The following is a 13,080-nucleotide window of genomic DNA, read 5'->3' as shown; positions in this document are numbered from 1 at the left end:
TGGCAGACAGGCAGGGAGATTCCAGCTTCCGCTGGAATGACGGTGTGAAATTGATCGCTTCATCCTCCGCACTTCATCATCTCGTCGCCGCCGAGCTGGCCGTGCCGGTCGACCCGCGCGTGGCGGCCATGGCGGCGGCGGTCGCAGCGGAATATCCGCAAGGTGCACGGGCGGTTCTTTTCTACGGATCGTGCCTTCGCACCGCCGATCTCGACGGGCAGATGCTCGATTTCTACCTGATCGTATCGCGCTACGCCGACGCTTATGGGAAGAGCTGGCTGGCGCGGGCCAATCGCCTGCTGCCGCCCAATGTGTTCCCGTTCGAGCATGACGGCCTCGCCGCCAAATATGCGGTGCTGAGCGAAGCGGATTTCGCGCGTGAATGCAGCGAGCGCGCGCGAAGCGTCTCGGTCTGGGCGCGGTTCGCCCAGCCGGCGCGGCTGGTTTGGACCGCGGATGGAGCCGCGCGGGAACGGACGGTCGCCAGCGTGGCCGAGGCGGCGCCGACCTTGTTCGCGCTGACGCGGCCCGCAATGCCGGCGGGGGAGCGCGACGAGCCGCTGGCGGTGTTCCGCGAAGGCTTTCGGCTGACCTATGGCGCGGAGCTGCGGGCGGAGCGCGACGGTCGGGCGCACTCCCTCGTCGATGGCGATCCGGATCGCTACCGGCGGTTTGGGGAGATGATTATCGACGAGCAGGTCATCGCCTTGCCGCCGATCGACGCGGCGCGGCGGCGCTGGCGGCGCAGCCAGCGCAAAGGCAAGCTGCTCAGCGTGGCGCGGCTGGCGAAGGCGAGCCTGACCTTCGCCGGAGGGGTCGATTACATCGCCTGGAAGATCAACCGCCACGCCGGCACGGACATCCGGATCAAGTCGTGGCAGCGGCGCTGGCCGTTGCTCGGCGCGCTCACCCTGCTGCCGCGCTTGCTGCGGCGCGGGGCGATCCGCTGAGGCGGTGGGCGAGGGCGGCGGCGACGGCGTCCGACAAAGCGGCGACGGTGAACGGCTTGCGCAATATGTCGTGGCCGGCCAGCTCGTTGGTCTCGCCGGTCTCGCCGACGAAACCGGTGACGAACAGCACGGCCATGCCCGGATAACGTTCGGAGACGATGCGGACCAGCTCGGGGCCGGTCATTTCGGGCATCATCACGTCGGTGATGACCAGCTGGATGCCGGGCTCCTGCTCCAGCAAGGCGAGCGCTTCCTCGCCGCTCGCGCAGGCGGTCGGGGCGTAGCCCAATTCCTCCAGCGCGCTGACGGTGGAACGGCTGACGCGCGGATCGTCCTCGACGACCAGGATCGAGGTGCCCACGGGCGCGGCCGGCGGTTGCCCGGATTCGACGGGAAGCCCGTCGCCGATGGCGAGCTCCTTTTCGGCGCGGAGCGAACGCGGCAGATAGAGCGACACAATGGTGCCGGCATTTTCGGCGGACTGGATGGTGACGTCGCCGCCCGACTGACGGGCGAAGCCGAATATCTGGCTGAGGCCGAGGCCGGTGCCCTTGCCGACCGGCTTGGTGGTGAAGAAGGGCTCAAACACGCGCTCGAGATGCTCGGGCGCGATGCCGGTGCCGGTGTCGGAGACGCTGATGCGGACATAATCGCCGGCGTCCAGCTCTCCGGCCTCGCCAGCGGCCAGGCCGACATTCTCGATGGCGATGGTCAGCTCGCCCTGTCCGTGCATCGCGTCGCGCGCGTTGACGCACAGGTTGAGGATGGCGTTTTCGAGCTGGTTGGGGTCGGCCCAGACCCGCCAGGGTTCCTCGGCGAAGCGCGTCTGGACGGCGATCCGCTCGCCGATCGAGCGGTCGACCAGGTCGAGCATGTTCTCGACCAAAGCGGCGGGCGCGATGCCTTGCGGCAGCAGCGGCTCGGAACGGGCGAAGGCGAGCAGGCGGCGGGTGAGGGCGGCGGCGCGGGTCGCGCCTTCCATGGCGTTGTCGAGGTGGAGCTCGACCTCGCGCCTCGGGCCGCGCAGCTTGCGCCTGGCGAGATCGAGACCGCCGACGACGACCGCGAGCATATTGTTGAAATCGTGCGCGATGCCGCCGGTCAATTGCCCTACGGCCTCCATCTTCTGGACCTGGCGGAGCTGGGCCTCGGCGGCGGCGCGCTCGACGCCTTCGGCGCGGAGCCGCTCATTGGCGTCGCGCAGCTCGCGGGTGCGCTCCTGGACCGCGCGTTCGAGCGCCATGGCCCGGTTCGATTCGGTATCCGCTTCCTCCCGGGCGACGAGGCGTTCGCTGATCGCGCGATAGGCGAGCAGGCCGAGGACGATCGCGCCGATGCCGATCAGCACGCCCAGCCAGCCGAGCCATTCGGTGAACTTGTCCGCTTCCTCGTCGAACATCCGCGTCTCGGCCATTCGTTCGCGCAACCTTTGCTGCTCGTTGGTGGCGATCTCGTCGAGCTTGGCGCGCAAGGCGGGGCCGGTGGGCGAACGGCCGGCTTGGTAGAAGAGCGGGACGCCGCCGCTGTCGCGCTTGGTGGCGGCTCGGCTCGCCGCCGCCGCCAGCTCCGCGCCGCGCTCGTCGTAGAGCGCCCTCAGCTCCTCGACCCGCTGCCGCTGCTCCGGCTCGCGCACCAGCCGGCGCAGCTGGCCGATCTGGCGACCCGCGCGGCGCCATTCATTATAGTAAAGCGAGCCGGTGGCCTGTTCCTCGTCGAGGACGAAGCGCCCGAGCGCCGCCTCGGATCGCGCCATCGTGGCATCGACGGTGCGGGTGAGCAGCATCACGTCATAGGTGTGGCGCTCCCACCGCAGCGCCTCGTCGCGGGCGCGGTTGGAGAGGGTGACCATGACGACGAGCAGGATGAGCGCGATGGTCGCGACGATCGCGCCGGCGCTCGCCCAGCCGCGCCGCCACGAGCCGGAATGCTCTTTGTCCGGCGCGGCGTCCATGTCTTCCATCGCCATCGTGCCTGCCATCCTAAAGGATGGCCCGGCGTGTTGGAAGCGACTTGGGAAGGCTCAGGCGATGCAGCCGGTGGCGCGACCGGCGGTCGCGAACATGGCGAGGATGCGGCCGACCTGGTCGCTTGTATGCTCGGCGCAGAGCGAGCAGCGCAGCAGATACATGCCGGCCGGGGTCGCGGGGGGGCGGGCCATGTTGACGTAGACGCCTTGCTCAAGCAGCGCCTGCCACATGCCGACCGCTTTCTCCTGATCGGGAAGGAGGATGGCGATGATCGCGGATTCGGCTTCCCTGGTGGCGATGTCGAAGCCGAGATCGCGCAGCCCCTTGTGCAGGCGCTTGCTGTTTTCCCACAGATGCGCCCGCTTGTCGCCGGCATGCATCAGCTTGCGGATCGAGGTCGCCGCCGTCGCCACCACCGAGGGCGGCAAAGAGGCGGTGAAGACATAGGGGCGGCAGACGAGGCGCAGCACCTCGAACTTGGGATGGTTCGAGACGATGAACCCGCCGACCGTGCCGACCGATTTGGAGAAGGTGCCGACGACGAAATCGACGTCCGCCTCGACGCCGGCCTCCTCGAACACGCCTCGCCCGTTGGCGCCGAAGAAGCCCATGCCGTGCGCCTCGTCGACCGCGATCATGGCGCCATGCTTTCGCGCGACCGCCACCATCTCCTTCAGGGGCGCGATATCGCCGAGCATCGAATAGACGCCTTCGAGCACGACCAGGCGGCCGCCTTCGGAGGGGAGCCGGCCGAGGCGCTTGTCGAGATCCTCGACATTGTTGTGGCGAAAACGGACGATGTTGGCGTTGCCGAGCGCGCAGCCGTCATAGATGGACGCATGGCTGTCGGCGTCGAGGATGATGTAATCGTCCTTGCCGGCGATGGTCGACATGAGGCCGAGATTGGCCTGGTAGCCGGTCGAGAAGACCATGGCGTATTTCGTGCCGTAAAATTCCTTGAGCGCGTCCTCGCATTCCTTGTGGCCCTGGTACGTGCCATTGAGGACGCGGCTGCCGGTGGTGCCCGAGCCATAATCGTCGAGCGCCTTCTTGCCCGCCGCGATCACGTCGGGATCGAAGGTCATGCCCATATAATTATAGGTGCCGAGCAGGATCGTCTCCTTGCCCTGGATCATCGCCAGGGTGGGGGAGAGCACCTCGTCCATCACGATCGCGAACGGATCGCGCACGCCGGTGTCGAGCAGCGCCTGGCGCTCGGCGATGAGCGGGTCGAACTTGGAGAAAAGGTCTCCGGCGGCGGTCCCGACAGCGGTCTCGCGGGCGGGATCGTGCGGCGTGCGGGCGGCCTCGGTCATCCGTCGTTCTTGAGCTCTTCGACGGCGTCGACGAGCTGCCCGACGGTCTCGATCTCGGCCTGCTGGTTCATGGTGATGAGGATGTCGAACTCGTCCTCGATCGCGGCGACGAAGTCCATTACGGTCAGGCTGTCCCATTCGAGGTCGCCCGCGAAGGTCGTCGTCTCGGCGAGCGCGACGCCCTTCTTGTTGAAGGGCGCGATCAATTCGGCCACCTTGGCGAAGGTCTCGTCTCTGTCGGTCATGCGCGCCCCTTTATGTCCGTTGCCACCCCCTGCCAAGCGAATAGGGCCGAAATCGGGCTTTCGCGGGATGCTTGGCAAGGGCGAGGCCGTCGTGCGATGGTCGCCTGTCGTCGCCGGAGGGAAGAATGGCGGAAGATCAGCGTACCGAAGAGGTGAAGTATCCAGCCAACGCCGTCCATCTGGTGCGGACGACCCAGCTCGCCCATCTCCAGCTTTCGGCCATGGCCGATCAGAAGGCGAGCATCCTGATGGCGGCGACCTTCGTCATCTTCACCATCACCATCGGCCAGTCGCGCGGATCGATGGTGCCGATTCCGCTGCTGATCCTCGGCGCCTCGGCCTTCTTCTCGGCGGTCTGCGCGGTACTCGCGGTGCTGCCGGCCACGCGCTACAAGCGCGCCGGCGGCGTCAACCTGCTCTTCTTCGGATCGTTCACCCAGCTCGAGGAGGACGATTATCTGGAGCAGCTGACCGGGCGGCTGCGCAGCGAGGACGCCATCTACCGCACGATGGCGCGCGACATCTATCAGAACGGCATCGTCCTCGCCCGCAAGAAGTACCGGCTTTTGGGCTATGCCTATCGCATCTTCCTCGCCGGCCTGATCGCCAGCTTCATCGCCTTCATCGTCCAATATGCGATTCACGGGCCGTTCTGAGAGGCATTAGGGGAGCCAGCCCTCGGCGCGGTACCAGTCGGCGGTCTGCTTGAGGCCGGCCTGGGTCCGAACGCGCGGGCCCCACAAGCCGGCGGGGGGACGGTGCTCGGCGCGCACCACCCAATCGGGGTGGCAGAAATAACCGACGCGGTCGGCGGTGAGCTTGGCGCGGTCGCGGCGGAACAGCCGGTCGACGCGCGACGCCGCCTTCAGCGCCGCTTTCGGCATCGACAACGTCATCACCCGCTTCTGGAATACGCGACCGAGCGAGCGCGCGAAATGACGATGGTCCCAGCCATTCTCGACGCCGTCGTCCGGCTCGTAGGTTTCCGCCACCGTGTCGGGCTCGTCGATCACGGCGAGGATAAGTCGGCACAAATCCTCCACGTGGAGCAGCGAGAAGCGGCCGGCCGGCGGCAGGGCGACGAAGCCGCGCCGGGCCATGCTGAACAGCTCCAGCGTTTCGCGGTCGCCGGGTCCGTAAACGGCCGGCGGACGGATGATCGTCCATTCCAAGCCCGACGCGGCGACCAGCCGCTCCGATTTCGCCTTCGACCAGCCGTAGGAAGAAAGGTCCGGCTCGCGCGCGGCGAGCGAGGAGATGTGGATGAAGCGCCTGACGCCGGCCTTGCGCGCCGCGTCGATCATGGCCGCGGTGCCGCCGACATTGACCTGGTCGAACGCCTTCCTGTCGCCGAGAATGAGGCCGGCGATATGGATCACCGCATCGGCGTCGGCGGCGAGCTTGGCGAGGCTGTCGGGGCGGTCGAGCGCGCCGTCGACCCAGGCGATCCCGGTCTCGGGCGGCTTCCAGCCGCGGGTGAGGGCGCGGACGTCATGGCCCTCGGCGAGCGCCATCCTGAGCAGATGCCGGCCGACGAAGCCCGTGCCGCCGGTGACGGCCAGCGTGCGGCTATTTCCGTGCGTCATAGCGGCGACCAGTCGCCCTCATGCTCCTCGCCAACGTCGGCCTGTGCGGCGAGGTGGCCGACGATCGCGTCCAGCACAGGCGCGGCCCCGTCGCCGGTCGCGCCGGACAGGCGGAAGGGCTTCTGCCCGCATTCGGCCTCCAGCTCGGCCGTCAGCGCGTCGAGCAATTCGTCGTCGAGCGTATCCGCCTTGTTGAGCGCGACGATCTCCGGCTTGTCCTCCAGCCCCGCGCCATAAGCGTCGAGTTCGCCGCGGACAATGCGATAGGCTTCCGCCACATCCTCGCTGTTCGCATCGACGAGGTGGAGCAGCACCCGGCAGCGCTCGACATGGCCAAGGAAGCGGTCGCCGATCCCGGCGCCTTCCGCCGCGCCCTCGATCAGGCCGGGAATGTCGGCCATGACGAACTCGCGCGAACGGTGCTGGACCACGCCCAGCTGCGGATGGATGGTGGTGAACGGATAGGCGCCGACCTTGGCATTGGCGTTGGTGACGGCGTTGAGCAGGGTCGACTTGCCGGCATTGGGCAGGCCGACCAGGCCCACGTCGGCGAGCAGCTTCAACCGCAGCCACACCCACATCTCTTCGGCGGGCCAGCCGGTGCCGTGCTGGCGCGGGGCGCGGTTGGTCGACGTCTTGTAGCTGGCATTGCCGCGGCCGCCATCGCCACCGCGCAGAAGGATTATCTTCTGCCCCGCCTCGGTGAAATCGGCGAGGACATGTTCCTTGTCCTCCGACAATATCTGCGTCCCCACCGGCACCTTGATGACGAGATCGTCGCCGCCGGCGCCGGTCTGGTTCTGTCCGGCTCCACCACGCCCACGCGGTGCCTTGAAATGCTGGGTGTAGCGAAAGTCGATGAGGGTGTTGAGCCCCTCCACGGCCTCGAAGATGATGTCGCCGCCCTTGCCGCCATTGCCGCCGTTGGGGCCGCCATATTCGATATATTTCTCACGCCGGAAGCTGACGGCGCCGGGGCCGCCGGCGCCGGAGCGGACGAAGATCTTGGCCTGATCGAGGAAATGCATGGGCGGCCTTTACAGCGATTCGGCCATTTGTTGAGTCCGATGTTTCCTTATCCCGCCGGACGGGGCACAAAATGGGGGCAGGGAGGCAAACGAATGGACAGACGCACGCTGATCAAGGGAGCCGCCGCTGCCGCCATGCTGGCGCCGTTCGCGGCCGTCCGGAGCGCCACGCCCCAGGCTGCGACGCTTTACGACCGCGCCACGGTGATCGATGCGTGCGGGAGCCTCGTGCCGTTCGACCCCAACGACGCGCCCGGTTTGCCCTTGCTCCCGCGCTTCCTGGCGGACTTGAAGGCTTCGGGGGTCACCGGGGTGGTGATGACCGTCGGCGGAGTCGGCAACGGCCCCGGCATGTTCGAGGAAACGGTCGGCGCGATCTCTTATTACGACCGCGAGATCGCTACCCATCCCGAGGCCCTGCTCCAGGTGCGCGCCGCCGCCAACCTCCGCGAGGCGAAGGCAAGCGGCCGTGTCGGCGTCATCTACGGCTTTCAGGATACGACCATGCTGGAGGGCGATCTCGACCGGCTGGAGACGTTCGACAATCTCGGCGTCCGCGTCGTTCAGCCGACCTATAACCGCCGCAACCTGATGGGCGACGGCTGCCTGGAGCCCAATGACGGCGGCTTGAGCCTGCTCGGCCGCGACCTCGTCGCCGCGCTCAACACGCGGCGGATGCTGGTCGATCTGAGCCATGCCGGTCCTCGCACGCAGGCCGACGGCCTTGTCGCTTCCAAAGCCCCCTGCGCCATCACCCACAGCGGCTGCCGCGCTCTGCACGATCATCCCCGCAACACCGCCGACCGGGAGCTGCGCGCGCTCGCCGACAAAGGCGGGGTGATGGGCATCTATTTCATGCCCTATTTGCGGGCGAGCGGGCAGCAGACTTCGGCCGACGTGATCCGCCATATCGAACATGCGGTGAAGGTCGCGGGCGAGGACCATGTCGGTCTCGGCACCGATGGCGCTATTCCACCGGTGATCCATCTCGACGCCTATCGCAAACATCTGGCGGAAGTCACCGAGCAGCGCCGCGCGGCCGGCATCGCAGCCCCGGGTGAGGATCCCGACGTGATGCTGTTCGCGCCTGAATATAATACGCCACGCCGGTTCGAGACGCTGGCCGACGACCTCCTGAAGCGCGGCCATTCGACCGCCCGCGTCGAGAAGATCGTCGGCGGAAATTTCGCGCGGCTGTTCGCGGAGGTTTGGGGTTAGGACTCAATCAAGCCGGAAGATGTCCCGGTCGGCGCGCACTTCGTCCTTGATGAAGGCGACGACCGCCTTGATCCGGGCGAGCTCGCTCAGATCCTGGTGGACGATCAGCCATAGCGAGCGGCTGAGCCGCACCTCTCCCGGGAGCACCCGGACCAGGCCCGGCTCCTGCTCGCCGAGGAAAGCGGGCAGCACGCAAAGGCCGGCGCCCGCAAGGGTCGCCTTGAGCTGCGCCACCAGATTGCTGCTTTCGAGCGAGGTCGCTCCGGCCGGGGCGACATGCTGGAGGACGTCGAGCTCGGGAAAATTCAGAAGGTCGTCGATATAGCTGACGAAGCGATGGCTCGGCAGATCGGCGGACGAGGCGATCGGTGGATGCGCGGCGAGATAGGAGGGCGCGGCGTAGAGGGCGAGATCATAGTCGGTCAGCTTGCTCGCGACCAGCCGGCCGGCCGGAGGGCGGCTGACGGCGATGACGATGTCGGCGTCGCGCTTTGCCAAGCTGAACACCGCCGATGCCGCGATCAGTTGCAGGTTGAGCCGGGGATGAAGGTCGGCGAGGCGGCCCACCCGGGACGCAAGGAAATAGCTGCCAAAGCCCTCCGGCGAGCCGACCCGGACGATTCCCTCGACGGACCGGGCGGTACCGCCGACCGCGTCGCCGGCGCCGATGGCCAGGCTCTCCATCCGCTCCGCGATCGGCAGCAGCCGGCGGCCCGCCTCGGTCAGCAAATAGCCCGACGGGCAGCGATCGAAGAGCCGGGTCTGGAGCGCCTGTTCGAGCGAGGCCAGGCGGCGCGACAAAGTGGTGTGATCGAGATGGAGACGGGCGGCGGCGACGGTCAGCCGGCCGCTGCGCGCGATCGCGAGGAAGCTCCGCAAATTGTTCCAGTCGAAATCGGCCAGCGTCTGTGAACTTTCGCACAGCGGTTGCGGAACAACCACAATGGATTTGCCGGCGCCACTATGAGAGAGGGCCGCATCACCTTCAAGAGGAATCGACGATGACATTCGACATGCTGTCGGCTGCGTTCGCGGCCGACGTGGATAGTGCCGTTGAGGCGACCATCGCGCCGGCCACCGCGCCCCGCGCCGAACCTTCGCCGATGTTGCCGGCCCATGCCGAGGTCGCCGATCCCGAGCCGGGCTGGGCGACCCGCAACCCCGACAGGGCGATGGCCTTCCTGTTCGTCTCTCCGCGCGATTGCTCGGCGGTGGAGGAGTTGCTCGCGCTCTGAGGAACAGTGCGCTAGGGCGGACTTGGCTGAGCAGGATCAATCTCACTCGCTCATCCTGAGGAGCCGCTGAGCTTGACGAAGCGGCGTCTCAAAGGACGTACGCCAGCCGGTCCTTCGATAACGGGCCTTCGCCAGGCTCAGTCCCTACTCAGGATGAGCGGTTTCATGGACAACCGAGAAGCGCGCATGAGCGAACCATCCCTTTGGAAAACGGCCCTCGCCGTCCCCAATCCCGCCGAGCTGGCGCAGGCCTGGTCGAGGATCGTCGCGGGGGCGGTCGATCTCGCGCGCGCGTCCGCCGCACCGGCCGCCGCCGCGCCCCCTTATGACGCGGCGGCGCCGGCGCGCGCTTTCGCCGCCTTCGGCCAATGGCTGTGGGCCAATCCGGCCGAGATGCTCAAGGCGCAGCAGGACATGGCGTCCGACTGGATGAAGCTGATCGGCTCGGTGACCTCGCGCGCGGCCGGCGGCGGCGCGGAGCCGGCGATCGTCCCCGAGCGCGGCGACCGGCGATTCAACGATCCGGCCTGGTCCGACGAGCCGGTCTTCGACTATCTGAAGCAGGCCTATCTTCTCGCCAGCAATCGCGCGGTCGAGATGGTGCGCGGCGCCGAGGGGCTGGACGAGGCCACCCGCACCCGCCTCGAATTCTTCACGACGCAATATCTCAATGCGCTCTCGCCGGCCAATTTCGCCTTCACCAACCCCGAGGCGATCCGCCGCGCGATCGAGACCGGGTCGATGAGCCTGCTGTCGGGTCTCGCCAATTTGATCGCGGACGCGGCGGCGCAGCCGGGCATCGTCCAGCGCCGCACAGGTCATGAATTTGAGCTCGGCAAGGATCTGGCGGGCACGCCCGGCAGCGTCGTCTACCAGAACGCGCTGATGCAGCTCATCCAATATGCGCCGACGACGAAAGAGGTCTGGAAGCGGCCGATCCTCTACGTGCCTCCGCTGGTGAATAAATATTATCTGCTCGACCTCCAGCCGAAATCGAGCCTGATCCGCTGGCTGGTCGAGCAGGGCCACAGCGTGTTCGTAATTTCCTGGGTCAATCCGGGGCCCGAGCTCGCCGACAAGGACATGGCCGCCTATATCAAGGCCGGCCCCGTCGCCGCGCTCGATGCGATCGAGCAGGCGACCGACGAGACGAGCGTCGACATGTTCGGCTTCTGCATGGGCGGGACATTGGTGGCGATGGCGCTCGCTTACCTCGCCGGCAAGGGGGAGGGCGACCGCGTCGCCTCCGCGACGACCATCGGCACATTGTTCGACTTTTCCGACCTCGGCCAGTGGGCGACCTTCCGCGAGCCCGAGCAGCTGGCCGCGATGGAACGCCATCTGGAGCAGAAGGGCTATATGGCCGCGCAGGACCTGCAGGCCCTGTTCAGCGCGGTCCGGGCCAACGATCTCATCTGGTCGTCGGTAGTCAGCCATTATCTCCTCGACCGGGAGGCGCCGCCGTCCGACATCCTCCACTGGTTCGCCGACGGCGCGCATATCCCCCGCGCGTTCCTGCTCGATTGGGCGCGGCAATTGCTGCGCGACAACAAGCTGGTCGAACCGGGCGGCGTGATCCTGGACGGGGTGCCGCTCGATCTGGGCGCGGTGAAGACGCCGCTGCTCGCGATTTCGCTCAAGGACGATCATGTCTCGGCCTGGCAGGCGACCTATGACGGGGCGCGGAGCTTCGGCGGGCCGGTCGACTTCCTGCTCGGCGGGTCGGGCCACAATGCGGGCGTCATCAACCCGCCGTCCGCGAACAAGCACGGTTTTTGGACCAATGGGGAGATGCCCGAAAGCGCGGAGGATTGGTTCGCGGGAGCGGCGAAGCAGGACGGCTCATGGTGGCCGCACTGGCAAGCCTGGCTCACCGACGGCGGCAAGGCGGACAAGGCGCCCGCGCGCGAGCCGGGCGGCGGCAAGCTGCCGATCATCGAAGCGGCGCCGGGCTCCTATGTGAAGATGCGCGGCTAGGCTTTCGCGTCCGCCGCCGCGATCAATTGCTCGCGGGCCAGGGCGCGCGCTTTGTCTCGCGGGAGGCCGAGCGCGTCGGCCATCGCCGCGCCGAGCAGCGAATCGCCCAAGGCGGCCAGCACCAGCCACAAGGTCGTTTCGTGCACCGGCCGGTCTTCATGGCCCCGGCCAAGCTGGTCGACCAGATGGTGGATCGATTCGAGGATCGGATCGAGCGCGTCGCGGTTGCCGGAAAGGATCATCCAGGCGGCGAGCGCGCCGGCGCCTTCGCGGCCGAAGGCGTCGAAGGTCCGGTCGACGATCTCGCGGGGATCGGCTTCGCCCTGGCGCGCGCGCTGGACCGCCTCGGCGATGCCGGCGGTGACCCTCTCGCCGATGTAGCGCGCGAGCTCCGATTGCAGCCCTGCCGCCGAGCCGAAATGGTGGAGCAGATTGGCGTGGGTCTTGCCGATCTTCGAGCCCACCGCCTTCAGCGTCACCGCCTGCGGCCCCGATTCGATCAGCAGCCGCCGCGCCGCCTCCAGGGCGGCCGACCGGCTTTCCTCGGGGCTGAGGCGTTCACGTGTTATTGACATTGGTGTAAGTACGTGCTGAAGATCGCCATGCCGGGCTTGATCCGGCATCCATGAACGCAGAGTCCAGCGAAAAACGGCGGAGCCGGCGCCCTGGATCCCGGCCTTTGCCGGGATGACGATGAAGGAAACGAGAGCCATGGGACGCGAAGCGACACCCTCCGATCTGACGATCACGCCGCGCGACCGGCGCTTCGGACGCGGCAGCCGCACCGATCGCTGGTGGAATGGCGGCGATCCGGTCGCGACCGCGCTCTACAACGCATTGTCCGCGACCTTCCCTAGGGGCGAGGCCTTCTTCGTCGAGAGCGTGCGGCTGTTCCGCGAGGGCGCGGACCCGAAGCTCGCCGCCGAGATCAAGGCGTTCACTACCCAGGAAGTGATGCACAGCCGCGAGCATGTTGCCTTCAACAAGCGCGGGCTGGAGGCCGGCTACGAACTGTCGAAGCTGGAACAGAGGGTCGAATGGCGGCTCGACCTGGTCCGCGCCCGCGCGCCGGTCGCCAGCCTCGCCGCGACGATGGCGCTCGAACATTTCACCGCGATCCTCGCCCACGAATTGCTCGCCGATCCGCGCCACCTCGCCGGCGCGGACGCGGAGACCGCGGCGATGTGGCGCTGGCATGCTACCGAGGAGATCGAGCATAAGGGGGTGGCCTACGACACATGGCTCCACGCCACCCGCGACTGGCCGCGTTCCAAGCGCTGGAAGGTCAAGGCCAAGGTGATGCTGCTCGTCACCCGCAATTTCATCGTCGACCGGACGATGGGCTCGCTGGAGCTGCTGCGCCAGGACGGGATCACCGGACCCCGCGCCTGGTCGCTTTTGTTCTGGTTTGCCTGGGTGCGGCCGGGCATGTTCCGCAAGGTCTTCGCCGTCTGGGCGAGCTTCTTCCTGCCCGGCTTCCACCCCTGGAACCACGACGACCGCGCGCTGATCGAGCAGGAAGAGAAAGCGCGATCGGCACGGGTCGTGGCGGCCTAGT

General features: G+C 67.5%; 13 protein-coding genes. 6 read left to right on the top strand and 7 right to left on the bottom strand.

Annotated features, from left to right (window positions below):
* Window positions 1–44 precede the first annotated feature (44 nt).
* The gene (locus ACFQRC_RS05040) at window positions 45–950 is read left to right on the top strand and encodes a hypothetical protein (protein ID WP_379958456.1); all 906 of its coding nucleotides are present in this window, start codon (window positions 45–47) and stop codon (window positions 948–950) included.
* On the opposite strand, the gene ACFQRC_RS05035 is transcribed toward ACFQRC_RS05040, so the two are convergent.
* Genes ACFQRC_RS05035 through ACFQRC_RS05025 form a run of 3 tightly spaced genes read right to left on the bottom strand, consistent with a single transcriptional unit; the run spans window position 907 to window position 4,478 of the window.
* Window positions 907–2,916 carry an ATP-binding protein gene (locus ACFQRC_RS05035; RefSeq protein ID WP_379958453.1) on the bottom strand — a complete coding sequence of 670 codons (2,010 nt, stop codon included), beginning with the start codon at window positions 2,914–2,916 and terminating at the stop codon, window positions 907–909. The genes ACFQRC_RS05040 and ACFQRC_RS05035 overlap by 44 nt on opposite strands.
* A 54-nt stretch (window positions 2,917–2,970) precedes the next feature.
* Window positions 2,971–4,233: an aminotransferase class I/II-fold pyridoxal phosphate-dependent enzyme gene (locus ACFQRC_RS05030; protein WP_379958450.1), complete on the bottom strand. Its 1,263-nt coding sequence runs from the start codon at window positions 4,231–4,233 to the stop codon at window positions 2,971–2,973.
* Complete coding sequence (locus ACFQRC_RS05025) at window positions 4,230–4,478, bottom strand: acyl carrier protein (protein ID WP_379958447.1); 249 nt, start codon at window positions 4,476–4,478, stop codon at window positions 4,230–4,232. Before ACFQRC_RS05025 ends, ACFQRC_RS05030 begins: the two co-directional genes overlap by 4 nt.
* Before the next feature lie 125 nt (window positions 4,479–4,603).
* On the opposite strand from ACFQRC_RS05025, the gene ACFQRC_RS05020 reads away from it, so the two are divergent.
* Window positions 4,604–5,134, top strand: a complete 531-nt coding sequence (locus tag ACFQRC_RS05020; RefSeq protein ID WP_379958444.1) for a Pycsar system effector family protein — start codon at window positions 4,604–4,606, stop codon at window positions 5,132–5,134.
* Window positions 5,135–5,140: 6 nt separating this feature from the next.
* On the opposite strand, the gene ACFQRC_RS05015 is transcribed toward ACFQRC_RS05020, so the two are convergent.
* Complete coding sequence (locus tag ACFQRC_RS05015) at window positions 5,141–6,064, bottom strand: NAD-dependent epimerase/dehydratase family protein (RefSeq protein ID WP_379958442.1); 924 nt, start codon at window positions 6,062–6,064, stop codon at window positions 5,141–5,143.
* On the bottom strand, window positions 6,061–7,092 hold the full coding sequence (gene cgtA, locus ACFQRC_RS05010; protein ID WP_379958440.1) for an Obg family GTPase CgtA: 1,032 nt from the start codon (window positions 7,090–7,092) through the stop codon (window positions 6,061–6,063). Before cgtA ends, ACFQRC_RS05015 begins: the two co-directional genes overlap by 4 nt.
* A gap of 93 nt (window positions 7,093–7,185) precedes the next feature.
* Here cgtA and ACFQRC_RS05005 point away from each other — a divergent pair, with 93 nt between their 5' ends.
* The gene (locus ACFQRC_RS05005; protein WP_379958438.1) at window positions 7,186–8,310 is read left to right on the top strand and encodes a dipeptidase; all 1,125 of its coding nucleotides are present in this window, start codon (window positions 7,186–7,188) and stop codon (window positions 8,308–8,310) included.
* 3 nt (window positions 8,311–8,313) lie between these two features.
* Here the strand turns inward: ACFQRC_RS05005 and ACFQRC_RS05000 are convergent, their stop codons facing one another.
* Entirely contained in the window at window positions 8,314–9,252 is a 939-nt protein-coding gene (locus ACFQRC_RS05000) for a LysR family transcriptional regulator (protein WP_379958436.1), read from the bottom strand.
* A gap of 59 nt (window positions 9,253–9,311) precedes the next feature.
* Between ACFQRC_RS05000 and ACFQRC_RS04995 the strand changes: the two genes are divergently transcribed.
* A complete protein-coding gene (locus ACFQRC_RS04995) occupies window positions 9,312–9,545 on the top strand; it encodes a hypothetical protein (protein ID WP_379958434.1) in 234 nt (77 codons plus the stop codon).
* A 186-nt stretch (window positions 9,546–9,731) separates the two neighbouring features.
* Complete coding sequence (locus tag ACFQRC_RS04990; protein WP_379958432.1) at window positions 9,732–11,522, top strand: alpha/beta fold hydrolase; 1,791 nt, start codon at window positions 9,732–9,734, stop codon at window positions 11,520–11,522.
* Here the strand turns inward: ACFQRC_RS04990 and ACFQRC_RS04985 are convergent.
* Complete coding sequence (locus tag ACFQRC_RS04985) at window positions 11,519–12,097, bottom strand: TetR family transcriptional regulator (RefSeq protein WP_379958430.1); 579 nt, start codon at window positions 12,095–12,097, stop codon at window positions 11,519–11,521. The two genes, ACFQRC_RS04990 and ACFQRC_RS04985, sit on opposite strands and share 4 nt — an antisense overlap.
* Window positions 12,098–12,233: 136 nt before the next feature.
* Here ACFQRC_RS04985 and ACFQRC_RS04980 point away from each other — a divergent pair, with 136 nt between their 5' ends.
* Window positions 12,234–13,079 carry a metal-dependent hydrolase gene (locus tag ACFQRC_RS04980; protein ID WP_379958427.1) on the top strand — a complete coding sequence of 282 codons (846 nt, stop codon included), beginning with the start codon at window positions 12,234–12,236 and terminating at the stop codon, window positions 13,077–13,079.
* Window position 13,080: the final 1 nt, after the last annotated feature.

It is taken from the genome of Enterovirga sp. GCM10030262 (assembly GCF_042666435.1).
Lineage (GTDB): Bacteria > Pseudomonadota > Alphaproteobacteria > Sphingomonadales > Sphingomonadaceae > Allosphingosinicella.
Note: the sequence above shows the minus strand (reverse complement) of the source record. Positions and strands in the feature narration are given on the sequence as shown.